Genomic DNA, 24,411 nt, shown 5'->3' with positions numbered 1-24,411 from the left:
CTTGTCCATTCACAAATGCATCACTTCAAATCTTCTTTTTGGCCGTGATGCGCGTTTGCATCGTCAAGGGACCGGCATAACCCATCTGCTTAAAGACTATACCGAAATGCATCATCTGCGCAAAAAACTGCCGAAAATTCCCCCTTGAATAGATGAGTATGAAAGACTTCTTGGCGGTCTTTCGCGTCTGTGCCATAAATTCGGCATCTGGGATGGGAAAAAATTAAGAACGCGCGCGTAACATCGTGTGCAGGCAGGAACAGTACGGGACGAAACTATAATGACTACGAGCAGTACTTCGGGCTTGACCCGGCGTGCCCTATTGGGCGCATTCGCAGCTACGGCAGTTGTCGCGGCACCGACTTATTCCAATGCAGCAGGATTTCTCCGCGGCGGTGGCGACATTCGCCGTATTCGCATGTATTCGGGTCGCACCGGTGAACGGATCGACATGATCTATTGGGTCGACGGCAAATACATCAAGGATGCCGTCAAGGAAGTGAACCACTTCATGCGTGATTGGCGCACCGATCAGGTCAAACCTATGGATCTGCGCACCATCGACATCATGGCTGCCTCTCACAATCTCCTGAATGTTGACGAGCCTTATATGCTGCTGTCGGGTTATCGCTCGCCGCAGACAAACGCGATGTTGCGGTCACGGTCGCGTCGCGTTGCCAAGAACTCATTGCACATGAAAGGTCAGGCTGCTGACCTGCGCCTATCGTCCCGTTCAGTCTCGCAAATGGCCAAGGCCGCAATGTCCTGCCGGGCCGGTGGTGTTGGCAAATATTCCCGCTCGAATTTCGTCCACATGGATTGCGGTGAAATCCGAAGCTGGGGCGGCTAATAACAACCCACCCCCCAAAACACAGAGCGCCCACGGGCGCTTTTTGTTTTTCTGGAAGGTCTGACGACGGGCGCAATACCGACAAATGCAGAATTGCGACGTCAGGATAGATAAACTGATCGGATGATTATGGCGCACCTGAGAGGATTCGAACCTCTGGCCTCTGCCTTCGGAGGGCAGCGCTCTATCCAGCTGAGCTACAGGTGCCTTGGTCGTTAGCTAACCTTGATCCGATCCGGGTGCAACTGCAAATCGCCCCCATAGCGCCGGCATTTACGCAAACAAATCATGCGCCAGTTCAAGCGCGTCGACCAGCGTATCGACCTCATCCATCGTGTTGTAAAGACCAAAGCTCGCGCGGCAAGTTGCGGTAACACCAAAGAAATCCATCAGTGGCCCCGCGCAATGATGACCGGCGCGGACCGCGACGCCCTTCTTGTCCAGAATGGTGGACACATCATGCGCATGTCCGGCCCCATCCAGCGTGAAGCTAAAGATCGCGGCCTTGTCCGGACGCATGCCTTGAACCTGAAGCCAATTGAGACCAGCAAGTTTCTCAAACGCATAATCGCGCAGCCCCGCCTCATGCGCGGCAATGTTCTCCATACCTAGATCCATCATGTAATCCAGCGCGACACCTAGCCCGATGGTCTGAACTATGCCGGGGGTACCGGCCTCGAACTTCATGGGAGGGTCGTTATAGATCACCTGATCTTTGCTGACTTCTTTGATCATGTCGCCACCGCCGATAAAGGGGCGCATCTCGGCCATGCGCTCGGATTTGATGTAGATCGCACCCGAACCGGACGGACCATACAGCTTATGCCCCGTGATCGCATAGAAGTCGCAGCCGATTTCCTGCACGTTCACCGGCATGTGTACGGCGCCCTGACTTCCGTCCACCAGCACTGGAACGCCCTTGGCGTGTGCGCCTTCGGTAATTGCCTTTACGTCGACAACTGTGCCAAGAACATTCGAACACTGTGTTACGGCAACCAGCTTGGTCTTGGGTCCGATCGCGTCAATAACCGCTTGCGGGTCCAGCCCGCCGTCCGGATCAATGTCGACCCATTTCAGGACAACGCCCTGCCGCTCGCGCAGGAAGTGCCAGGGAACGATGTTGGCATGGTGCTCCATGACGCTCAGGACGATTTCATCACCGGCCTCGAGACGCGGCATCGCCCAGCCATAGGCTACAAGGTTAATTCCCTCAGTCGTGCCAGAATTCAAAACGATTTCGTTTTCATCTTGGGCGCCAAGGAACCGCGCGATGGTGCCACGAACGGATTCGTATTTCTCGGTCGCGAGGTTCGACAGATAATGCAAACCGCGATGAACATTTGAATATTCTTCGGCATACGCCCGCGTCACCGCATCAATCACGACCTGAGGTTTCTGCGCCGAAGCGCCATTGTCCAGATAGGTTAGCGGCTTTCCATTCACCTCTCGGGACAGGATCGGGAAGTCAGAGCGGATTTTCTGCACATCATACATGGTATTTTCTTTCCTACACCGGACCACTGGGTGTCAGCACAAGGACAAATGGCAATGCAACCAAAGCCGACAACACAATGACCCCAAAGGATTTGAGGAGTGAGCCGAACTTATGCGCTTCGTTCAGGAAATGCAGTGTGACGTAAAGGCTTAGTATCGCCGTCGCCAGCATCAACATGACCATAAAGAAGGGCACGACCAGAGACACCAGCAAAGTCACCGTAAGCGCGACAATTTGAAGAAACTGCAACCAAACGGACAGAATCATGATGTCTTCAAATGAGGCGGTACCACCCATGAACTTTCCAATGAACAGGAAGGCCGCGATACTCAGCAGCATGGCACCCGCCGATCGCACAAGGTTCAAAAGCACCGGTTCAGGTTCCAACACGCCCTGTCCCTGCGGAACTACGATAAGTTGGTCGATTCCAACCTGAACGAGTCCATTCAGAACAACCGCCAGGAAAAAGGCCAACCATAAAACCTCGCGCCCCGGACGCAGTGACAGCAAGCGGCGGGCGGCTTCGGCTGGATTGGTTACGGTGAGAACCGCAAGATGGCTGAGAGAGGCACTATTCATTCTGAGAACCCCTGCGCTTGCCGCAAACCGGACATCCAAAACCACAGAAATACCGCGACCCAGATCAGGCCGACCGCTGATAGCGTTGGCCCCGGCCCAATAAATCCCGCAACCAGCCCATTTAGCAGAACCAGCGGTGTCGATGACAAAAGAGCCCAGAACAGTGCGACCCGCGCGCCATAGGCCGAACCTTTGCCGCCAATCAAACGCGCTGCGCCGTACGATATGAACGCCAGCAAATAAAAGAAGAGAGGCAGGATAATCACCGTACCCAAAAGCGCACCGCCCATGAGCATGTTCAACTCAAGCCCTTCAAGATGCGCGCGTCGGGACAGGCTGGGTAGTTGCGCAATGAAGGCCACGACACAAAACGCCATGACAAAGACCAAAGCGCGATCTTCACGTTGCCCCAATTCGAGAAGCCGGCGCACGACACGGCCCGGCCCTCGATATGTGGCCACAATATCGGACGTAACCGGCATCAGCTATGTCGCGACAACCAGCCTTCCAGCCGGCTCACGATCGCTTCAGCCAAGGCTTCATCCTCGATCTCGTCCACGGCCTCGGCCAGAAACGCCAACGTCAGCATGTTGGTCGCGTCTTTGGTCGGAACTCCGCGCGAGCGCAGGTAGAAAAGAGCCGTTTCGTCGATCGCGCCCGAAGTCGAGCCATGCGAGCATGCAACGTCGTCGGCATAGATCTCAAGCTCGGGTTTGGCGAGAAACTGGCTGTCATCGTCCAACAGCAACGATTGGCTGATCTGATACCCGTCAGTTTTCTGCGCGCCCTCTTTCACAAGGATCTTGCCCTGGAAAACGCCGGTAGCGCCGTTGCGCAAAACCTTCTTGAACACCTGACGGCTTTCGCAGTTCACCGCGTCATGGGTGACAAACACAGTATCATCGTGGTGAAAATCACCATCGCCAACACAAGCACCCGCCACATGCGCCACAGCGTCATCGCCGGTCAGTTCGATGACTTGCTCGTTGCGGGTCAGCACTCCGTTCACGGTCAGTGTAAAGGACTTGTAGACCGACTCCTTACCCAAACGGGTGAACATATGGGTGGCGGCCCGGCGCTCATGGTCCCGGCCTTGTGCGCGTACATGGTGCAGAACGCCTTCATCGGCGATGTCGATTTCCATGCATTTGTTGAAACGCGACGCGGCTGGCCCATTCTCAAGAATGGTCACTTCTGCTCCGGATTCCACGCGAATGATATGATGCAACATCGCATCCGAGGTTTCCGACGCATGCCGATAAATAAAGCTGATCGGCTTCGAGGGCTTCCCAGTCACATGAATCGCGATACCGTCTGCGGCAAATGCCGTATTCAACGCAGCAAGCGGACGCTGCACCGGAGTTTGCCCACGTGCTTCCAGAACGCCATACAGTTCTTTTGCCCAGTGGATGTCTTTGCAGCAGATGTCTTCGATCCGATCAATCGTGATGCCTTCCAGCTCAAGATCATCCGACTCTTCGGGACTGAAAACACCGTCCACGAACACGATTTTCAAGCGGTCAAACTCGCTGAACAGCATCGCCTCATCAGGGTGGAACAAGGCAGCAGTGGGCGCCTCGGCCGAGACCAGCGTATCGGGGCGTGTATATTTCCAATACTCATCACGCCGCCCCGGCAGACCCATTTCAAGAACCCGCGCCAGCGCATCTTCGCGCGCGGCGCGCGTGCAACCAGCGTCGGGCATAACCAGATTGGCCAGGCGCGCCTCGGTTGCGGTTTGTTTCACTTCGGGCAGCGCCATCAGTTCACCTCGGCCAGAATGTCAGCGTAACCGTTGTTTTCAACCTCAAGCGCCAGATCAGGACCGCCGGTCTTGACGATCTTACCATCTGCCATGATGTGCACGACATCCGGTTTGATATGATCCAACAGACGCTGATAGTGCGTGATTACCAGGAACCCACGACCTTCGTCGCGCAGCGCGTTCACGCCTTCTGCGACCAGTTTCATCGCGTCGACATCAAGACCCGAATCCGTTTCATCCAGGATGCACATCTTGGGCTCAAGCATCGCCATTTGCAGGATCTCGTTACGCTTTTTCTCACCGCCCGAGAAACCGACATTGACGGGGCGTTTCAGCATGTCCGCGTCGATCTTCAAGGATTTCGCCTTGGCGCGAACCTCTTTCAGGAAATCAGCAGCCGACAGTTCGTCTTCGCCGCGTGCTTTGCGTTGTGCATTCACAGCGGTGCGCAGGAAGGTCATGTTGCCAACGCCCGGAATTTCGACCGGGTATTGGAAGGCCAAGAAAACACCGGCGGCGGCGCGTTCCTCGGGCTCCATCTCCAGCAGGTCCTCACCATCCAACGTGGCTGACCCATCGGTTACTTCGTATCCGTCACGACCCGACAGCACATAGCTGAGTGTCGATTTGCCCGAGCCATTCGGCCCCATGATCGCATGCACTTTTCCCGCCTCGACGGTAAGGTCGACACCTTTGAGGATTTGCTTTTCCTCTTCCTCGAGTTTCACGTGCAGGTTTTTGATTTCCAGCATTTTTTGACCCTTTAGCGTATCGCAAGGGACCACCCGGCCCCGATAAATTCAGATTTCAAGAGAGAGTTCAGGGTTACCCGACAGAACCTTCAAGGCTGATCGCAACCAATTGCTGCGCTTCCATGGCAAACTCCATCGGCAGCGCCTGCAGGACGTCCTTGCAGAACCCATTGACAACCAGCGCCACGGCCTCTTCCTCGTCCATGCCGCGTTGACGGCAATAGAAAAGCTGATCGTCATCCACCTTGGATGTCGTTGCCTCATGCTCAACCCGGCTCGAGTTGTTCTTAACCTCGATATACGGCACCGTATGCGCCCCGCATTTGTCGCCAATCAGCAGGCTGTCACACTGGGTATAGTTCCGGCTGTTCTTGGCCTTGGGATGCATCGAGACCAGCCCACGGTAGGTGTTTTGCGCCTTACCCGCACTGATGCCTTTGGACACGATCCGCGACTTGGTGTTCTTGCCAAGGTGAACCATCTTGGTGCCGGTATCGGCCTGCTGGTAGTTGTTCGTGATCGCGATCGAATAGAACTCACCCTGGCTTTCCTCACCACGCAGGATGCAGGACGGGTATTTCCACGTCACAGCCGAACCGGTTTCAACCTGCGTCCACATCACCTTGGAGCGATCCCCCCGGCAATCGGCGCGTTTGGTCACGAAGTTATAAATACCGCCCTTGCCGTTCTCATCGCCGGGGAACCAGTTCTGAACGGTCGAGTATTTCACCTCGGCGTCTTCCTCGATGATGATCTCAACCACAGCGGCGTGCAGTTGCGCGGTATCGCGCTGCGGCGCGGTGCAGCCTTCCAAATAGGACACATACGATCCCTTGTCGGCGATGATCAGCGTCCGCTCAAACTGACCGGTGTTTTCCGCGTTGATGCGGAAATAGGTGCTCAGCTCCATCGGGCAGCGCACACCCGGCGGGATGTAGACGAACGAGCCATCCGAGAACACGGCCGAATTCAGCGTGGCGTAGAAGTTGTCCGAAACTGGAACCACCGACCCAAGGTATTTCTTTACCAGTTCGGGGTGCTCGCGGATCGCCTCGGAAATCGAACAAAAGATCACACCGGCTTTCTTCAATTCGGCCTGAAATGTTGTTCCGACGGACACCGAATCAAACACCGCGTCCACGGCAACCTTGCGACCTTCGGCGGGCGCATCCTCGGCCCCCTCGACGCCAGCCAGAATCATCTGCTCTTTCAGCGGAATGCCCAGCTTTTCATAAGTGGCCAACAGCTTGGGATCGACCTCGTCCAGCGACTTGGGCTTTTCTTCCATCGACTTGGGCCGGGCATAGTAATACTGGTCCTGAAAGTCGATCTTGGGATAGTTGACCATCGCCCAGTTCGGCTCTTCGATCTGGGTCCAGCGCTCGAACGCGGCCAGACGCCACTCGGTCATCCACTCGGGCTCTTCGTTCTTTTCCGAGATCAGACGGACGATATCGGGGTTCACGCCCTTGGGCGCATACTCCATCTCGATATCAGTGTCCCAACCGTATTTATAGGTTCCGACCTCGCGTACCGCGTCCACGGTTTCCTGATCGACACCCTCTTTTACCTGGGTCTGGTCCAAAGCGGCCATAAGTCACCCTCCGTCAGATCACGCGGCCCGCGCGCGATGTTTCTTTTCTTTTGCCAGCCACGTTTCCGCGAAACGCAGCACATCTTCTTCCGTTGTCTGATGTCCAAGCGACACGCGCACTGCGCTGGATGCCACCTCCTCATCAAAACCCATTGCGGTCAAAACCGCGCTTGCCCGGACCTTGCCGCTGGAGCAGGCCGAGCCAGCACTGACCGCAAAACCTGATAAATCCATCTGCATGACCTGCGTCTCGCCTTTCCAGCCGGGAGTGGCAAAACACAGCGTGTTCGGCAGGCGATCCTGACCATTCCCGATAAAAATAGTAGTTTTAGAACCAGCCTCAAGAGCCATTTCTAGAATATTTCTAAATTCTTCAACCTGCGCCCAAACCCCATTGGCCAGATCGCGCGCAGCCGCCTCAGCCGCCGCTCCGAAACCCGCGATTCCAATGACATTTTCGGTGCCGGACCGACGCCCCATTTCCTGTCCGCCGCCCTTTATTCGGGCGGCCAGATCAGTTCCACGCTTCATTACGACTGCGCCAACCCCTTTTGGCCCACCCAGTTTGTGCGCCGAGATCAACGCCATTTGTACGTCCAGCCAGTTGAACGCCACGGGCAATTTTCCAAACGCCTGCGTCGCATCCGTTACTGCCAGACCCGCAGGCAAAGACTGGATGATCCCCGTCTCGGAATTTGCAAGCTGCAAGGTGGCGTTTTGCGGCTCTGGTACATTGACCAGTCCGTTTTCGGAAACTGTAAGGTCTTCCTGTATCCAGGCCCTGACCGCATCATGCTCAATCCCGGCTCCATGTAAGCCGCGGCCCTCCAACGCCAGCGCCGCACCTTCGGTCGATCCCGAGGTAAAAACGATATCGGCACCATCCGCCCCAAACGCCGCAGCAACCTGGGCGCGCGCCCGCTCAATCAGCGCCTTGGCTGCACGCCCTTCCGCATGGACCGACGACGGATTGCCACACAAATCCATTGCCGCCAGCATAGCATCCCGTGCTTCGGGCCGCAGAGGAGCTGTCGCGTTATGATCCAGATAAACGCGATTCATGGATGCACCTTTAACGGCTCATCATGTCGTGTGATTGCCCTGAATGCGCAATTAATCATTTCAGTCGTCCACGACCGAAAATAGATTTGGAACTGCCGGGCAAGGCGCCAGATCATTTTTGATGACGTCAGAAAGACGGGTCTGATGCAAAAAGACATAGACATGTGCGCTCAGACCTTCCCACAACCTGTTGGTTAAGGATTGCGCGCGACTGCCAGAGGATCCCCCTGACGCTCCTGCGCCCTTTTGCAGCGCATCCACAGTCTCATCAACCGCAGCCAAAACCTCGACAACACGGATTTCCGAAGCGGGTCGCGCCAGCCGATAGCCACCACCCGGCCCTCTGACTGACGACACCAGATTGGCGCGACGCAGTTTGACGAACAATTGTTCGAGATAAGCTAAGGAAATGTCCTGTCTTTCCGAGATTTCGCCCAACGTCACCAGCCCGTCGGGCGGTTGAAGTGCGATATCAGCCAAAGCGACCATCGCATAACGACCTTTGGTCGACAGCTTCATTTTCTTTCCCTCTTGGCTGACATCGCGCGAAAACATTGACGCCGCCGCTGCCAGTGCGTATCTCCGACTGACAGCGCCAAAGCGCGCAGCATTACAATTAGAACCGTTCTAAGGTGCCTGACGATAACAGTCAAGTATAGACAGGCACCCAGAAGAAAAAGACAGGACCGACGCACACATGCCCGAGGTGATTTTTCCCGGACCAGAAGGCCGCCTGGAAGGCCGTTACCACCCGCAAAAGGAAAAAGACGCACCGATCGCCATCGTGCTGCACCCGCATCCTCAATTCGGCGGGACCATGAACAACAAGGTGGTCTATAATCTTCACTATGCGTTCTACAACATGGGCTTCACCGTTCTGCGGTTCAATTTCCGTGGAGTGGGCCGCAGCCAGGGCGAGTATGATCAAGGCGTCGGTGAACTGAGCGATGCCGCCTCGGCGCTGGATTACCTCCAGTCGATGAACAACAACTCGAAACACTGCTGGGTGGCCGGATTCTCGTTCGGTGCGTGGATCGGTATGCAACTGCTGATGCGTCGTCCTGAAATCACCGGCTTTATTAGTGTATCGCCCCCGGCCAACATGTACGATTTTTCGTTCCTGGCCCCCTGCCCCTCGTCCGGGCTGATCATCAACGGTTCCGCAGACCGTGTTGCACCACCTGCAGACACAACATCGCTGGTCAACAAACTGCACGAGCAAAAGGGCATCACCATCACCCATAACGAGGTTGAAGGCGCTGACCACTTTTTCCAGGATCGCCACATGGACACCCTGATCACCGATGTCAGCGACTATGTGAAACGCCGGCTGACCGAGACCACGCGCTGATGTCTGACACGCTCAACTCGCTTGCGGCGAAACTGGCCGAAGACACGTTGAAAGTCATGGATGAAACCGGTGACGATCGCTTCTTTGTCGAGGTCGGCGACTTGCTGGGCGCATCCTCTCAGACATTGGAAGAGGCATTTCTGACGGAAATCCGGGTGCGACTGGCCGAACGCAAGGCGCGACAGTTCGTCATCAAGCGCCTGTCGGAACACCGCAAGCAAGTAAAAGCGATTGAAAAGCAATGACTGACAGGCTGTCCGCGCAAGTTGAGTTCCTGAAACGCGCGGACAAACTGAAATCGGTTGATCGCGCCAACGCATTGTTGGATCAGTCCCGTGCCGAAAATGCGGCCGAGCATAGCTGGCAATTAGCTCTTTGGGCCTTGGTCATGCAGCCTTTGGCTAGCGATGACGTTGATATCGACCGCGTCATACGAATGCTTCTGCTGCATGATCTGGTTGAGATCATAGTCGGCGATCATCCGATCCACCTAGAGACAGACTGGCAGGCCGTTGAGCGTGCGGAACAAGTAGCGGCAGCAGAGTTGTTCGGGCTGCTTCCTGACGATCAGTCGCAGTCGTTCCTGTCGCTATGGCAAGAATTTGAGGCGGACACATCCACAGACGCCCGTTTCGCCAAGATCCTTGATCGGTGCCAACCCTTGTTCCAGGTACTGTGCGCGCCGAAACCGCGCTCTGTCCATTTGGACGTCGTCCGCGACAACCTGAACGGCGGACGTGCGGCTTATCTGGAAACAGACTTCCCCGATGCGTTCCGGCTTGCCCGTGTAATGCTGGAAAACACGGATGGCCAAGACACACCGTTTGCAAGACGTCTTCCTTTCCTAGCCGAGTCTGACCATCTCAAATCCGTGTCGCGGGCGTCACGGCTATTGTCCGGAGAGCGGTTCGAAAACTCTGCCGAGCATTCCTGGCACATCATGCTGTTTGCGTGGGTGTTGTCCGAGTACGCCGACCCGGATGTATCAATCGACCGGGTCCTCAAAATGCTCTTATTGCACGACATCGTCGAAATTGACGCCGGTGATCATCCAATCCACGGTCAGGTAGACCACGCCGCCCAGGAAGCCGAGGAACAGGCTGCGGCGACCCGGTTGTTCGGAATGCTCCCGCCTGAGCAGAACATGAAGTTTTATGCACTTTGGCAGGAGTTCGAAGCCGCGGAGACGACAGATGCATGTTTTGCCAAAGCGATTGACCGGTTTCAAACCCCGATCGGAAATCTGGAAACCGGTGGCGGATCGTGGGTGGATTACAACGTGACCTTTGCCCAGATCGAAAGCCGCGTCGGCAAACCTATTTCGCGGGGCGCCCCAAAACTGTGGTCATGGCTGCGCCCCCAACTGGATAGGTATTTTTCAGAAACGCTGGCCGAATAACGAAAGAAGGGGCGAAAATGCCCCTTCTCCCCGCAACCGGCGGGCGCTTAGACCCGAGCACCATTTAACCATTCAACATTGTCGGCCACACTGTCGTTTACTTCCCCTCCGTCAGTCAGCCGCCCCAGCGCCACAATCAAAGCCGATACAGCAATGACAGAAATTGCAAATTCCGTCATGAAAATTACTCATAAAATACAACCTTCTAACACCTCCCGAATGCCACAAATTTGCGTGTCTAAACAGTAAGGTAAACCGGACCTTCAACGGAGTTTCTTGCTCTTTCCCCTTCGAAAAACCTGATCATCCAAAAAGGTCTTGCAGTGATCAGAAAAACCGTGCTCAACAACGCTTGGTTCAATCATATCGAGACCTACCGTGCCCAAAGCCTATTTGATCCTTCTTCTGGCAGTAATTGCTGAAACCGTTGGGACAACGTCATTGCAAGCCAGCCAGCAATTCAGCCGATTCTGGCCATCAGTACTTGTTGTTGTGGGCTATGGCATCGCGTTCTATCTGCTGGGTCTGACGTTGAAGTACATGCCAGTCGGAATCGTTTACGCGATTTGGTCCGGTCTTGGCATCTTTCTGATTGCGATCATCGGGTTTATTGTCTTCGACCAAAAGCTGGACTGGCCAGCCGTACTCGGACTGACAATGATATTGACCGGAATCCTTGTCATTCATCTGTTTTCAAAAACCGCTGGCCACTGATCGCCGGTTAGGGCTGGTCTATTTGGTCAAACCACGTTATGCGCGCGGCAACTTCCCGTTCAAAGGCTGACCTCTCATGGACCTGCGCAATATCGCAATCATCGCTCACGTGGACCACGGCAAGACGACCCTGGTGGATGAGCTGCTCAAACAATCCGGCGCGTTCCGGGAAAATCAGGCCGTGGCGGAACGCGCCATGGACAGCAACGATCTGGAGCGCGAGCGCGGGATCACCATCCTGGCCAAGGCGACTTCGGTCGAATGGAAAGGCACGCGCATCAACATCGTCGACACCCCCGGCCACGCCGATTTCGGCGGCGAGGTTGAGCGAATCCTGTCGATGGTCGACGGCGTGGTTCTGCTGGTCGATGCCGCCGAAGGCCCGATGCCGCAGACCAAGTTCGTGACCTCCAAAGCGCTGGCGCTGGGCCTGCGCCCCATTGTGGTGCTGAACAAGGTAGACAAACCCGACGCTGAACCCGACCGGGCCCTGGACGAATGCTTCGACCTTTTCGCCAATCTCGGCGCGGACGATGACCAGTTGGACTTCCCGGCGATGTACGCCTCGGGCCGATCCGGCTGGGCGGATATGGAGCTAGACGGTCCGCGCAAGGACCTGACCGCCTTGTTCGACCTGATCGTCGATCACGTCCCTGCCCCCAAACAGGCCGACAAGAAAGACGAGCCGTTTCGTATGCTGGCAACGACGCTTGGCAGCGACCCGTTCATCGGCCGAATCCTAACCGGCCGCGTCGAGAGCGGCACACTGAAAGCGGGCGACAGCCTAAAGGCGCTCAGCCGCGATGGCACGCTGATCGAGAACTTCCGCGCATCGAAAATCCTGGCCTTCCGTGGTCTGGCGCAACAACCGATCGACGTAGCCGAGGCCGGTGACATCGTCACCATCGCTGGCATGAGCAAAGCGACCGTTGCGGATTCTCTGGTATCCCCGCAGGTTGAAGAGGCCCTGCCCGCCCAACCCATCGACCCGCCGACCATCACAGTGACCTTTGGCATCAACGACTCGCCTCTTGCCGGTCGTGACGGAAAAAAGGTTCAGTCCCGCGTGATCCGTGATCGCCTGATGAAAGAGGCCGAATCGAACGTCGCCATCCGCATCACCGATACGCCCGGCGGCGAAGCGTTCGAGGTCGCAGGCCGTGGCGAATTGCAAATGGGCGTTCTGATCGAAAACATGCGTCGCGAAGGGTTCGAACTCAGCATCTCGCGCCCACAGGTTCTGTTCCGCGAAGAAGACGGTCAGCGCATGGAACCCATCGAAGAAGTCACCATCGACGTCGACGACGAATTCTCGGGCGCTGTGATCGAGAAAGTCACCGGCGCGCGCAAAGGCGAGTTGGTGGAAATGCGCCCTGCAGGCGCCGGTAAGACCCGCATTATCGCGCATGTGCCGTCGCGGGGTCTGATCGGCTATCACGGCGAGTTTCTGACCGACACGCGCGGCACCGGCGTGCTGAACCGCGTGTTCCACGGCTGGGCGGCCCATAAAGGCCAAATTCCCGGTCGTCGTGCAGGTGTTCTGATCTCGATGGAGAACGGACAGGCTGTCGCCTACGCCCTGTGGAACCTAGAAGAGCGTGGACGCATGTTCGTGGCGCCGCAGACCGATGTCTATCCGGGTATGGTGATCGGCGAACATTCCCGCGACAACGATCTGGAAGTGAACCCACTCAAGGGTAAAAAACTGACAAACGTGCGCGCTAGCGGATCTGATGACGCGGTACGACTGACGCCGCATGTTCAGTTCTCACTGGAAGAGGCGATTGCCTATATCGACGACGACGAACTTGTTGAGGTTACGCCCAACGCCATCCGGCTTCGCAAGCGCTATCTTGATCCGCATGAACGCAAGCGGATGGCCAAGTCTGCATAGGGTTTTCAGTGAATAACTTCACATCCAAAAAACAATGACATGAGTGTTGTATTTTTGATCCCTATTTGGGGACAATCGCACCCTAAAAGCCCACCCACCCGGTGGGCTTTTTCCTTGTTTAGAAACGACTTTCTACCTATGGGCGATTAAAATTAACTTTTCTTTTACCCTCACTTCTTGAAATTATGGCGAAGGATGGATGTATTTGTGGTCAAACTGTGACATCATTGTGTCCAGTAGTGACGTGTTAAAGAGTTCGAAGGAGTGACGCTATGCGCGTGAAATCCCGTTTGTTATCTGTGGTCTTTGTGTCCGCAACTTTCCCCTTTCTTTCGGTCGGGGCCGCTCAGGCCAACGAAATGTGCACGGTCAAAACCGCGCGGCAATCAGTGTCCACCGAAACACTTTGTAGTTGCCAGACGGTAGACGCCCGAATGCTGCGTTACATTCAACGCAGGCCAGACTTTGACGACATTCTCGCGCGCACTTTAGAGGCCTGCCCCGCGTTCGCGGCTGTTCTGACTGATATTCCGACAGCGGCCATTGGCAATTCACAACGCTCCGGCGACGGGCCTGCAAATAACGATCCTAGTTTTCAAACTGCTTCTGACGATTCGGGCGGCGGCGGTACTGGTGGTGGATCTGGTGGCGGTAATGACGGTGGTTCCGGCGGCGGTTCTAGCCCGTCACCGACTAGCGGCGCACCAGGTGGCGGTAATAACGACGACGGCGGCGATAACGGAAACGGAAACGGCGACGATAACGGAAACGGTGACGACAACGGCGACGGAAACGGCGGCGATAACGGAAACGGTGACAATAACGGCAACGGAAACGGCGGCGATAACGGAAACGGTGACGATAACGGCGACGGAAACGGCGGCGACAACGGAAACGGTGACGACAACGGTGACGGAAACGGCGGCGACAATGGCGACGGCGACGACAACGGTGACGGAAACGGCGGCGACAACGGCGACGGCGACGACAACGGTGACGGAAACGGCGGCGACAATGGCGACGGCGACGACAACGGAAATGGAAACGGCGGCACAAACCGCTCTGGCCATAACGACGGTACTAATCCCGGCGGCCAATCCAACAACCCGAATGGCTCCGATAACCCAGGTGGCGGTAACGGTGGAAGCAATAATGGCGGCAACACCAACGGGCGCGGCAACGGCGGAAACAACAACGTCGATATTTTCGGCGGAAACGGCCAGGGCGGAAGCAACGGAAACGGTGGCGGAGGCAACTCGCGCGGACCGGGCCGTGGTGGTATTTTCGACTGATACAATTTCGGTCGGGCCGGAGATACCTGCCTATAACTCAATCCAAAAGGGCGGCCCTATGGCCGCCCTTTTATTTTTCTCTCTACTCCAATCAAATTCGAGTTCCAGATTGGGTCTAGCTTTTTCTGTAGACACCAACCCAATTACTGGGCTGTCTTGGGTCCTGCATCCTGAGAAAGAGGTAACGCGTTGAAGACCAAGGTTTTATCCGGTTGGTCAGATTGTCCAGGATCAGATCCCCGCCCGCAGAGCGATACACCAAAACAGCATGCGCCCGCCGCCGAGTATCCAATACGGTCGCGATCAAAAGTTTGCTTGGATCAATGCCTGCCCGGATCAAATCCCGCTTCTTGAGTAGTGCAAAATCTTCACAATCACCCCCGCGCGAGGTGGGCAGCGCCCATCGCTCGACGGTTCTGTACTGCGACTGGTCCGTGACTTCTCGGGTGGTTGCGTTGACTTGGCGATTAACCCTGTGGACGATCTGCATTTCCTGCTGGGTCGACAAGGAAAGTGACGCCTTACTTGAACACGCCCATGAATATTGTCTGCACAACTGGCGCGCACCCGACGGAGGGGGCGACGCAGCCACCGCGCGGATAAAGCTTCCTTCGCTTGCCTGAACATTCGAGCCACCAAACATGGCGGCGCATGCCAAAGCAGATATTCCAATGGCCCGCCCTAGCGACAGGGCCGACCTCTTAACAATTGCTCTGTTTTCAATCCCAACAGAATCCATGCCTGTCCCTCGATCCTTGTGTCTCCAAGCGATTGCAAACAGACCGGACCGTATCCCCAGTTCGGAAACTATCGGTAAACGGAACCGTCTGCGCAATCTGACGTGACCGTGCGAAGGAAAAGAGGCGGAATTTCGTGACTCAATTTGACCATTTGGGGCAAGAATTGCGTTGAGCCAGCCACAATTATGGCACGTAGGGCGCGAGCTGCGTTCAGAAACCCGATGCAACCCATTGTAAATAATATAAAATTAGAATGATATTGTGAGCCCGGCGAAGGCCACAATTGGGATTTTGCGCGTTGGCTGAAATCCGCGCAATAAACACGGTCGCCGGGTTTGTTGTTACCCGGCGACGAAAAAACTGATTCTACTCGGTGATTTCCACGACCACGAGTTCACGCTCACTTGCGCCGCGCGCGTGGTCCAGGGCTTCTTGATACTCGGGCGAGTTATAGCATTCGACCGCAGCTTCTACGGACGGAAACCGGGCAACCACGTTGCGCGGCCGTTCTTTGCCTTCAAGCTGCACATATCGCGCGGCGCGCGCGATAAATTCTCCGCCGTGCTTGGCGATCGCTGGTCCAGCAAGCTCGGCGTATTTTCCATAAGCCTCGGTGTCCGTCACCGTGACATGTGCGATCCAAAGTGCGGGCATCTTACCCCTCCAGTACCTGTTCCGCGGCTTTGATCGCCGCATCAGAATTCGAAGCATCCTTGCCGCCACCCTGCGCCATGTCAGGGCGGCCACCACCGCCCTTACCGCCCAGTTCCGCGACAGCGGCGCGAACCAGATCGACCGCCGAAACTTTTTCGGTCAGGTCCTGCGTTACACCAGCCGCGACAGCCGCCTTGCCGCCTGCATCCGCGATCAGCAAAACAGCCCCCGATCCCAGACGGCTTTTGTGTTCGTCGATCAATGCAGGCAAGTCCTTTCCGGACACACCAGTTAGCGCCTGCGCCAGGAAAGGCACGCCGTTCACGTCTTTTGCTTCAGCGCCACCCTGACCTGAGCCCCCGGCCATCGCCAAATCGCGACGCAACTGCGCCACTTCGTTCTGCAAGGCCTTGCGCTCGTCCAACAGGGTCTTCACCCGGCTGACTACGTCGTCGGGCTGGGCCTTCAGTTCGGACGCAATCTGCCCCAACCGCTGATCCTGCGCCGACAAATGGCGGAAAGCCTCATCCCCGGTCAATGCTTCGATACGGCGCACACCCGCGCTGCTGGCACTGTCGCCAAGAATAACAAAGGTTCCGATATCGCCGGTCTGTTTGACATGCGTACCACCGCATAGCTCGATCGACCAAGTTTCGCCGTCCTGCCCTTTGCCTGTGGGCGCTTTGCCCATCGAAACAACGCGTACCTCGTCGCCGTATTTCTCGCCAAACAGCGCCTGCGCGCCCAGTTCGCGCGCATCGTCCGGCGTCATGATCCGAGTTTCCACGGTCGAGTTCTGGCGGATAAAGGCATTCACCTCACGCTCGACCTTTTGCAGTTCCTCTGTGCTCAGCGCCTTGGAGTGGCTGAAATCAAACCGAAGCCGATCAGAGGCGTTCAGCGACCCGCGCTGTGCCACGTGATCACCCAGCGTTTCGCGCAGCGCCTCATGCAGCAGGTGCGTGGCCGAATGGTTGGCCCGGATCGCGCTGCGGCGGGTATGGTCCACCTCAAGCTCGACGCCGTCACCCTTGGACAGCGCACCCTGACTGACCGTTACACGATGCGCATAGACCTTACCTTCGGCGAATTTACGAGTGTCTTCGACCTCGGCCACATCCTGCATATTCTCAAGCCGTCGGATTTCACCGGTATCCCCAACCTGACCACCGGCCTCACCATAGAAGGGAGTTTGGTTCACGATGACCCAGCCGGTGCCGCCCTGTTCGATAGTGTCGGCCAGCGCGCCATCCACGACCAGAGCAGCCACCTGCCCTTCGGCCTTTTCAGTATCATAGCCCAGAAAATCCGTGGCCCCGGCACCGTCCAGCACGTCAAACCAAACTGCCTGATCGGCGGCCTCGCCCGAGCCCGCCCATGCGGCGCGTGCTTTGGCCTTTTGTTCGGCCATCGCCTCATCAAATCCATCGGTATCCACGGTTCGGCCCTTTTCACGCAGCGCATCCTGCGTCAGGTCCAGCGGGAAACCATAAGTGTCATACAGTTTGAATGCCGCTTCACCGGGCAGAGCGGCCCCTTCGGGCAGGCCCGCAACCTCATCATCAAGCAGTTTCAGACCGCGATCCAGTGTCTGCTTGAACCGGGTTTCCTCAAGCAGCAGCGTTTCTTCGATCAGCGCCTGCGCCTGTCCCAGTTCCGTGTATTGCGCACCCATCAGCTGCACCAAAGAAGGCACAAGGCGGTGCATCACCGGGTCTTTCGCACCCAGCAAATGCGCGTGACGCATGGCGCGACGCATAATCCGGCGCAGAACATATCCGCGCCCGTCATTGCTGGGCATCACCCCATCGGCAATCAGGAATGAAGTCGACCGCAGGTGATCAGCGATTACGCGGTGGTGAACATTCTGATCACCATAAGGATCAACGCCGGTCGCATCGGCCGACGCCTCAATCAGCGTTTTGAACAGGTCAGTGTCATAGTTGTCATGGCTGCCCTGAAGCAGCGCGCCGATCCGTTCCAGTCCCATGCCGGTGTCGATGGACTGCATGTCCAGCTCCACCATCGAGCCGTCCTCGAACTGTTCGTTCTGCATGAAAACGATGTTCCAGATCTCGATGAACCGATCACCGTCTTCCTCGGCCGAACCCGGAGGGCCGCCCCAGATGTGGTCGCCATGATCATAGAAAATCTCGGTGCACGGACCACAGGGTCCGGTCGGGCCCATTTGCCAGAAGTTGTCACTGGTGGCGATGCGGATAATCCGATCCTCGGGGACGCCGACCTTCTTCCAGATCTCAAACGCCTCATCATCAGTGTGGTAGACCGTTGTCAGCAGGCGGTTCTTATCGATACCGAATTCCTTAGTGATCAGCTCCCACGCGAAGGGGATCGCGTCATGCTTGAAGTAATCCCCGAACGAGAAATTTCCCAGCATCTCAAAGAACGTATGGTGACGTGCGGTGTAACCTACATTGTCCAGATCGTTATGCTTGCCGCCTGCGCGCACACATTTCTGCGCCGTCGTCGCGCGCTGATAGTCGCGGGTTTCAACGCCGGTAAACAGGTTCTTGAACTGCACCATGCCCGAATTTACGAACATCAGTGTTGGGTCATTGCGGGGCACCAAAGGGCTGGACGCCACCACTTCGTGCCCTTGTTTGGCAAAGTAGTTCAGAAAGGTCGATCGAATATCGTTCAGCGTTGGCATAAGGCTCTCTCAGCGCGCAGTCATCTTGTTCCAGAAGGGTTTATCCCCGTCCCATGGGATAGTCCACAGGATTGGAAGACCAAACGAAACAAGGCGGCCCCGAAGGACCGCCCGTCTGTCAGAAATCGGGATCGGATCAGGCTTCGAGGATGTCGTCATCCTCGGCCGCGCCGGGCGGCATATCAAAATCCAACCCATGCGCGGCTCGGATCTTGTCTTCGATTTCAAGCGCGATCCGGCTGTTGTCACGCAGGTACTGCTTGGCATTCTCACGCCCCTGCCCGATCCTCTCGTCGCCATAGCTGAACCACGAGCCAGATTTCTCGACCACACCAGCCTTGACGCCAAGATCCAGCAGCTCGCCCATCTTGCTGATGCCTTCGCCATACATAATGTCGAATTCCACCTGCTTGAACGGAGGTGCCACCTTGTTCTTGACGACCTTCACACGGGTCTGGTTGCCGACAACCTCGTCCCGATCCTTGATCGCGCCGATGCGACGGATATCCAGACGAACCGAGCTGTAGAATTTCAGAGCGTTGCCCCCGGTCGTGGTCTCAGGGCTGCCAAACATCACGCCGATCTTCATCCGAATCTGGTTGATGAAAATCACCATGCAGTTGCTGCGGCTGATCGAGCCGGTCAGCTTGCGCATCGCCTGGCTCATCAAACGGGCCTGAACGCCGACATTACTGTCGCCCATGTCGCCTTCAAGTTCCGATTTCGGCGTCAGCGCCGCCACCGAGTCGACCACGACCATGTTCACCGCGCCCGAGCGCACCAGCGTATCTGTAATCTCAAGCGCCTGTTCGCCAGTATCGGGTTGCGAGATCAACAGCTCATCCAGATCAACACCCAGCTTGCGGGCATATTGCGGGTCCAGCGCATGTTCCGCGTCGACGAACGCACAGACACCGCCGCGCTTCTGCTGTTCTGCAATACAATGCAACGTAAGCGTGGTCTTACCCGAGCTTTCGGGTCCGTAAATCTCAACAATCCGGCCCATCGGCAGGCCACCGATTCCCAACGCGATATCCAGCCCCAGTGATCCGGTTGAGCTAGCGTCAATATCCTGCTTGGCATCTTCGCCCAGCTTCATGATCGAGCCCTTACCGAACTGCCGTTCGATCTGGGCTAGCGCACTGTCGAGCGCCTTTTGCTTGTCTGCGTTTTTCTTGTCGCTCATCGTCAGAAGATCCGCCATTGTCCTGTCGCCTTCCCTTTTGTCACACCCTTTAACGGGCGGCAATCACTGCTTTGTTCGCCTCTTGTTCCTTATGGGACCAAAAAGAGAACATTTCAATAAAAACTTACAGAAAGTACTGTTCAGCAATTGTGTTAAAGAGTCGTTTACGCCACTCTGCCCTTGTGACAAACTTGGCCAAGGACGCGATAATTGCTTGTTTTCTATAAAGAACGTCTTGCGTTCCTGGCCGTACCTAAAACCGGAAGTACAGCGTACCACACGGCGTTGCAGGATCGCGCTGACTTTGTGATTACCGGCCCGCCAGACCTGAAACACGCGCCGGTCCGACGCTATGATCGTTTTTTTCAGAATATCTTTCGAAAAATGTACGACACCGAGATGGAAATCATGGCCGTCGTTCGAGAGCCGATCGACTGGCTTGGCAGTTGGTACAAGTTTCGCGCCCGGCCCGAGCGTCTGGGCCACCCTCATTCCACCCACGACCTGAGCTTTGATGATTTCGTTCAAGCTTACATGCAGACCCCGCGCCCGGACTTCGCGGATGTAGGCAGTCAGAGCCAGTTTTTTCGTACACGGAACAACGGTGTTGGCGCAAGTCACGTTTTCAAATACGAAAATCAGGACAAAATACTGGATTTCCTGCAAGACCGACTTGGCACCGAGATATCTTTGACCCAAGAGAATGTCTCACCAAAACGCGATTTGAGTTTGAGCCCGGAAACGAAAATAGCATTTCGCCAATCACATGCCGCCGAATTCGCATGTCATGACGCTGCGCTCTGACCGTTTCAATTGATTTGTTGAAACACCGCTTCTGTAAGTTGGTTCAAAGAAAAGGGTTTCGGCGGGAAGGTCGAATTGCTGATATCGTGGTCCGAGTTCCCAAATGCGCCTTCGGTATAGCCTGACATGAAGATGACTCGGACATCGGGACGATCTTTCATTGCCTTGCGAACCCATGTCGGCCCATCCATGCCGGGCATAACGACATCGGTGACAAAAACGTCCACATTCAGGGACCCGTCTTCCAGCAACCGTAAAGCCTCTTCCGCACAATCCGCCTCAAGCACCGTGTACCCTTTCAACCTCAACGCGCGGGTGGCAAATGCGCGGACCGGTGCTTCATCCTCAACCAAGAGGACAACGCCTTCGCCCGAGCGAGCACCCTGAGCGTCAGGCAAGGTGGCTTCTTCGGGAACAACCCGCTCCTCTGCGCCAGAGACAGGCAGGAATACCGTGAATTCGGTTCCGCGCCCAATCAGACTGTCAACAAAGATGAACCCCCCCGTCTGCTTTACGATTCCGTAAACAGTAGACAGGCCCAGCCCGGTGCCTTCGCCGGTTCTTTTCGTCGTGTAGAAGGGTTCAAACACCTTTTGCAATTTGTCCGAAGCAATCCCGGTGCCGCTATCAATGACCTTAACAGTAACGTATTCGCCGGGTTGAACCGTCGCGCAGTCCCTGCGAAGTGGCTCTGTCATACGAACAACCTCAGTTTCAATTCGCACATCCCCCCCTTCCGGCATGGCGTCCCGTGCATTCACGACAAGGTTCATGAAAACCTGTTCCAGTTGGCGCTTATCTGCCCGCACGGGTTTGAGAACCGGATCATGGCTGAGGATCAGGCGAATTTTCTCTCCGACCAGTCGGTTCAACAGATGGATGAGGTCAGAAATTGTATCCCGCAAGTCCAGAACTTCGGGCTGAAGGGTCTGTTTGCGTGAGAACGCCAGCAATTGACTTACCAGCGCAGCCGCGCGGTTGGCGTTTTGGTTGATCTGAACCAAATCTCCGTAGTTTGGATCATTCTGATCATGTCTAAGCAGCAACAGGTCACAATGCCCCGAGATCGCCGTTAGCAGATTGTTGAAGTCATGCGCGACACCACCCGCCAGTTGCCCAACGGCCTGCATCTTTTGTCCCTGAACGAACTGGGCCTCCAAAGTCTTGAGCTCCGTCGCATCGTTCAGCACGGCGATCAGGCAAACTTCGCCCTTGTTGACGACCTTGCTCAGAGTGACCTGAACGAAGACCTCTTTATCCTTGCGACTTAACCTAAGAAATTCCGAACACGGTACTGCATCATCTGCGGCAGAACGTGCCAGCAATTCGTGGATTGGATAGCCCAGCCCTTGCATGATCTGCGCCACGTTCGTTTCACCCGGGCGGATATCCCCGACAAGCTTGGCGGCCAGACGGTTGACCTCTTTGATCTGCCCGTCAAGCGAAAGGCACATGAGGGGGACTGGTAAATCATCAAATGGGGCCTCAGGCGCGGGGCCGGCTGACACATTCACTGGAAGAATAAGTGTATCTTGAACTGATCCCGAGCGTGAAAGCTCACACACTGTCACCGGGATTGACGTATCGGCAGTTTCGGCACGCACAATTTCACCAGCAGGCGGGAGTTCTGTCGCAAAGACTTGCTCTATGGTCTCAGGTCGGAAACCAAGCAGACTTTCTGCAGCCCCGTTGACACGCAGCAGCGTGCCATTTCTTCCGTGCGTCAGAACAGGAACATCCGCATTGTCCCATTGCCCCCGCTCGTCCATTTTGAAGCGCCAGCAATATAAGCCGTGCCCAACATCAAAGACCGAGACCGGCACAGTCGACCCAACGGTGACAACGTCTTCACGTGCCTTTCCGTGAATTTCCGCCAAAGCTTGCAGACGAAGCAAAACCGCAGACGGGTTGGCAAACACGGACTTGAGAGAACTGTCCAGCCTGACCCCCGGAAAAGCACGGAACCGAGCCGAAGCCCTGGAATTCGCGTGGCGCACGCGCCCTTCGGAATCTGCGATCACGCAGGGAAACATGTCCTGTTCTGCGAACGATGCCATGACCTTGATGGCCTGCCGAAGGAATAGTTCTGCGATCTGCCCCCTGAGCACGACCAAAAATGCAGTCGACAGAAATGAGGCACCGACGACCAGAAATCCAGTTGCAATAGCTTCCGGTAGGTCTTTGGCAAAGGGTGCGAAACTAAGTGCGCCACCCAGCATGACCAAAGCAACAAGCCTTACGTTGGCAGGAAATTTCCTGAGGGAATGTTCAGAAATCAAGGCTAGGGTTTCAGGCATTAACAACTCGGATCAAAAGATTTTTTGGAGATCAGCCCAAATTGATTAACACCTTATTAATTTTCTCGCCACAATCTACCCCAAGTTGTTTGATGTGTCAAAATTACCGCTTTAGATGTGATGCGAAGAAACCGTCCGCGCCCTCAGTCGGCAACCACCTTTTGCGAAATGCCTCTCTCCATTCGGAATGCAGCGCCGTAAACCTGTCAACGACTTCGTCGTTTTCGGGCCTCAACATCGAACAGGTCGCGTAGGCCAGTGTTCCGCCTTGACCGACCAGCGACGACGTTACCTCCAAAATTTCAAACTGCAATTCAGTCAACTCAGTCAGGCGCTGTGGGGTCAATGCCCACTTCCCGGCAGGTGCACGCCGCCATGAACCGCTTCCTGAACATGGTGCATCAACCAACACGATATCAAAAGGACCGTGTTTCCGAACTTCTTGCGTGGACACTGTCGTAATCTTGGCACCAGCGCGGTCAGCGCGTGCAGGAATGTCACGCATCCGACCTGCGTTAACATCATGTGCGAAAACTTCGACACCGTCATGCGCAGCCAAGGCCAAAGACTTTCCTCCGCCGCCAGCGCAATAGTCGAGAACGCGCAGACCGGGCTGCAAGTCCAGCGCAGATACGACAGCTTGACTTGCCGCATCCTGAAGTTCGACAAGCCCATCTTTATAAGCCCGACTTTGTGCGATCTTGCGGGCCCCTTCGACGACTTCAAGTGCAGTGTCACTGGCCGGATGAGCGCGTGCAACGATCCCTCCCTGAATCAGTGCCGCAATAGCGTCGAACCGATTGGTTTTGATCAGGTTGGCGCGTAGATGGATCGGAGCGCGTTTTTGCAACGCTTCTGCAACAGGAACAGCCTGATCCCCCAAGGAATCCTTGAACATAGGCCACATCCAATCGGGGATATCGTACCGCTCTGCATCAAATGCAAAGTCCCGCCCGGCTTCCGTTTCCAGCACAGCAGTCGGCGCGTGACGTTCGCTAGTGAAAAGCGCGGCAAGGTCAGCCTGGGCTGCGCGTGACGCGCCAATCATCAGCCCCCGCCCGGTTGCCGCTCCGCCAAGTGCTGCAAAGGATCGTTTGCATCGCACAGCACCGAAAACATGGTCACGAATGGCAGCACGATCTTTGGACCCCGCAAAACGGCTACGTCGCGCCCATCCCGTAAGCGCCTTTTCAACCGGCACTCCGCCTAGAATCTCGTCCAGAATGTCGATGGAGGCCTGAACGCGGGCTGCTGGTGTCATCGGGCTGTCCCTTGCTCTTTAGAAACACAAAACGGCGCCCTAACAGGCGCC

General features: G+C 56.0%; 23 protein-coding genes and 1 tRNA gene. 8 read left to right on the top strand and 16 right to left on the bottom strand.

Annotation, left to right across the window (positions count from 1 at the left end):
- The first annotated feature begins 280 nt into the window (after window positions 1-280).
- Window positions 281-850, top strand: coding sequence for a DUF882 domain-containing protein (locus GOV87_RS08460; protein WP_171121460.1), 570 nt, complete (start codon window positions 281-283; stop codon window positions 848-850).
- Between the two features lie 130 nt (window positions 851-980).
- On the opposite strand, the gene GOV87_RS08455 is transcribed toward GOV87_RS08460, so the two are convergent.
- The 9 genes from GOV87_RS08455 to GOV87_RS08415 form a co-directional block, all read right to left on the bottom strand.
- Window positions 981-1,057 (bottom strand) — tRNA-Arg (locus GOV87_RS08455).
- Between the two features lie 66 nt (window positions 1,058-1,123).
- Window positions 1,124-2,344, bottom strand: a complete 1,221-nt coding sequence (locus GOV87_RS08450) for a cysteine desulfurase (RefSeq protein WP_171211469.1) — start codon at window positions 2,342-2,344, stop codon at window positions 1,124-1,126.
- 13 nt (window positions 2,345-2,357) lie between these two features.
- Window positions 2,358-2,924 (bottom strand): Yip1 family protein, encoded by a 567-nt coding sequence (locus tag GOV87_RS08445; protein ID WP_171125001.1) that lies wholly within the window; start codon window positions 2,922-2,924, stop codon window positions 2,358-2,360.
- Window positions 2,921-3,406 (bottom strand): YIP1 family protein, encoded by a 486-nt coding sequence (locus GOV87_RS08440; protein WP_171124999.1) that lies wholly within the window; start codon window positions 3,404-3,406, stop codon window positions 2,921-2,923. Before GOV87_RS08440 ends, GOV87_RS08445 begins: the two co-directional genes overlap by 4 nt.
- Entirely contained in the window at window positions 3,406-4,686 is a 1,281-nt protein-coding gene (locus GOV87_RS08435; RefSeq protein WP_171211468.1) for a SufD family Fe-S cluster assembly protein, read from the bottom strand. Before GOV87_RS08435 ends, GOV87_RS08440 begins: the two co-directional genes overlap by 1 nt.
- Window positions 4,686-5,441, bottom strand: coding sequence for a Fe-S cluster assembly ATPase SufC (gene sufC, locus GOV87_RS08430; protein ID WP_170553354.1), 756 nt, complete (start codon window positions 5,439-5,441; stop codon window positions 4,686-4,688). Before sufC ends, GOV87_RS08435 begins: the two co-directional genes overlap by 1 nt.
- 73 nt (window positions 5,442-5,514) lie before the next feature.
- Window positions 5,515-7,035, bottom strand: a complete 1,521-nt coding sequence (sufB, locus tag GOV87_RS08425; protein WP_170413089.1) for a Fe-S cluster assembly protein SufB — start codon at window positions 7,033-7,035, stop codon at window positions 5,515-5,517.
- Between the two features lie 18 nt (window positions 7,036-7,053).
- Entirely contained in the window at window positions 7,054-8,097 is a 1,044-nt protein-coding gene (locus tag GOV87_RS08420; protein WP_171121469.1) for a cysteine desulfurase family protein, read from the bottom strand.
- 60 nt (window positions 8,098-8,157) lie between these two features.
- Window positions 8,158-8,616 (bottom strand): Rrf2 family transcriptional regulator, encoded by a 459-nt coding sequence (locus tag GOV87_RS08415; RefSeq protein ID WP_171121470.1) that lies wholly within the window; start codon window positions 8,614-8,616, stop codon window positions 8,158-8,160.
- 178 nt (window positions 8,617-8,794) lie between these two features.
- On the opposite strand from GOV87_RS08415, the gene GOV87_RS08410 reads away from it, so the two are divergent.
- Genes GOV87_RS08410 through GOV87_RS08400 form a run of 3 tightly spaced genes read left to right on the top strand, consistent with a single transcriptional unit; the run spans window position 8,795 to window position 10,847 of the window.
- Entirely contained in the window at window positions 8,795-9,448 is a 654-nt protein-coding gene (locus GOV87_RS08410) for an alpha/beta hydrolase (protein WP_170450609.1), read from the top strand.
- Window positions 9,448-9,693, top strand: coding sequence for a hypothetical protein (locus GOV87_RS08405; RefSeq protein WP_171121471.1), 246 nt, complete (start codon window positions 9,448-9,450; stop codon window positions 9,691-9,693). The genes GOV87_RS08410 and GOV87_RS08405 overlap by 1 nt, the downstream gene beginning before the upstream one ends.
- Window positions 9,690-10,847 (top strand): HD domain-containing protein, encoded by a 1,158-nt coding sequence (locus GOV87_RS08400; protein ID WP_171211467.1) that lies wholly within the window; start codon window positions 9,690-9,692, stop codon window positions 10,845-10,847. Before GOV87_RS08405 ends, GOV87_RS08400 begins: the two co-directional genes overlap by 4 nt.
- A 47-nt stretch (window positions 10,848-10,894) precedes the next feature.
- Here the strand turns inward: GOV87_RS08400 and GOV87_RS20545 are convergent, their stop codons facing one another.
- Window positions 10,895-11,026 carry a hypothetical protein gene (locus GOV87_RS20545; RefSeq protein WP_256369266.1) on the bottom strand — a complete coding sequence of 44 codons (132 nt, stop codon included), beginning with the start codon at window positions 11,024-11,026 and terminating at the stop codon, window positions 10,895-10,897.
- 199 nt (window positions 11,027-11,225) lie between these two features.
- Here GOV87_RS20545 and GOV87_RS08395 point away from each other — a divergent pair, with 199 nt between their 5' ends.
- The 3 genes from GOV87_RS08395 (at window position 11,226) to GOV87_RS08385 (ending at window position 14,747) form a co-directional block, all read left to right on the top strand.
- Window positions 11,226-11,561 carry an SMR family transporter gene (locus GOV87_RS08395; RefSeq protein ID WP_171211466.1) on the top strand — a complete coding sequence of 112 codons (336 nt, stop codon included), beginning with the start codon at window positions 11,226-11,228 and terminating at the stop codon, window positions 11,559-11,561.
- A gap of 76 nt (window positions 11,562-11,637) precedes the next feature.
- The gene (gene typA, locus GOV87_RS08390; RefSeq protein WP_171211465.1) at window positions 11,638-13,455 is read left to right on the top strand and encodes a translational GTPase TypA; all 1,818 of its coding nucleotides are present in this window, start codon (window positions 11,638-11,640) and stop codon (window positions 13,453-13,455) included.
- Window positions 13,456-13,727: 272 nt separating this feature from the next.
- Window positions 13,728-14,747, top strand: a complete 1,020-nt coding sequence (locus GOV87_RS08385; protein WP_171211464.1) for a hypothetical protein — start codon at window positions 13,728-13,730, stop codon at window positions 14,745-14,747.
- 115 nt (window positions 14,748-14,862) lie between these two features.
- On the opposite strand, the gene GOV87_RS08380 is transcribed toward GOV87_RS08385, so the two are convergent.
- The 4 genes from GOV87_RS08380 to recA form a co-directional block, all read right to left on the bottom strand.
- Entirely contained in the window at window positions 14,863-15,390 is a 528-nt protein-coding gene (locus GOV87_RS08380) for a transglutaminase-like cysteine peptidase (protein WP_171121711.1), read from the bottom strand.
- Between the two features lie 463 nt (window positions 15,391-15,853).
- Entirely contained in the window at window positions 15,854-16,141 is a 288-nt protein-coding gene (locus GOV87_RS08375) for a DUF1330 domain-containing protein (protein ID WP_171121476.1), read from the bottom strand.
- Window position 16,142: 1 nt separating this feature from the next.
- Window positions 16,143-18,812 carry an alanine--tRNA ligase gene (alaS, locus tag GOV87_RS08370; protein ID WP_171211463.1) on the bottom strand — a complete coding sequence of 890 codons (2,670 nt, stop codon included), beginning with the start codon at window positions 18,810-18,812 and terminating at the stop codon, window positions 16,143-16,145.
- Window positions 18,813-18,948: 136 nt separating this feature from the next.
- The gene (recA, locus tag GOV87_RS08365; protein ID WP_170629954.1) at window positions 18,949-20,016 is read right to left on the bottom strand and encodes a recombinase RecA; all 1,068 of its coding nucleotides are present in this window, start codon (window positions 20,014-20,016) and stop codon (window positions 18,949-18,951) included.
- 192 nt (window positions 20,017-20,208) lie between these two features.
- Between recA and GOV87_RS08360 the strand changes: the two genes are divergently transcribed.
- Window positions 20,209-20,802 (top strand): sulfotransferase family 2 domain-containing protein, encoded by a 594-nt coding sequence (locus GOV87_RS08360; RefSeq protein WP_171211462.1) that lies wholly within the window; start codon window positions 20,209-20,211, stop codon window positions 20,800-20,802.
- A 5-nt stretch (window positions 20,803-20,807) separates the two neighbouring features.
- Here GOV87_RS08360 and GOV87_RS08355 read toward each other — a convergent pair whose 3' ends face one another.
- Both GOV87_RS08355 and GOV87_RS08350 read right to left on the bottom strand, forming a co-directional pair.
- Window positions 20,808-23,099: an ATP-binding protein gene (locus tag GOV87_RS08355; protein WP_171211461.1), complete on the bottom strand. Its 2,292-nt coding sequence runs from the start codon at window positions 23,097-23,099 to the stop codon at window positions 20,808-20,810.
- Window positions 23,100-23,202: 103 nt separating this feature from the next.
- The gene (locus tag GOV87_RS08350) at window positions 23,203-24,360 is read right to left on the bottom strand and encodes an RsmB/NOP family class I SAM-dependent RNA methyltransferase (RefSeq protein ID WP_171211460.1); all 1,158 of its coding nucleotides are present in this window, start codon (window positions 24,358-24,360) and stop codon (window positions 23,203-23,205) included.
- Window positions 24,361-24,411 lie beyond the last annotated feature (51 nt).

It is taken from the genome of Ruegeria sp. HKCCA5426 (genome assembly GCF_013034585.1).
Taxonomy (GTDB): domain Bacteria; phylum Pseudomonadota; class Alphaproteobacteria; order Rhodobacterales; family Rhodobacteraceae; genus Ruegeria.
This window is presented reverse-complemented; position numbering and strand designations above follow the sequence as displayed.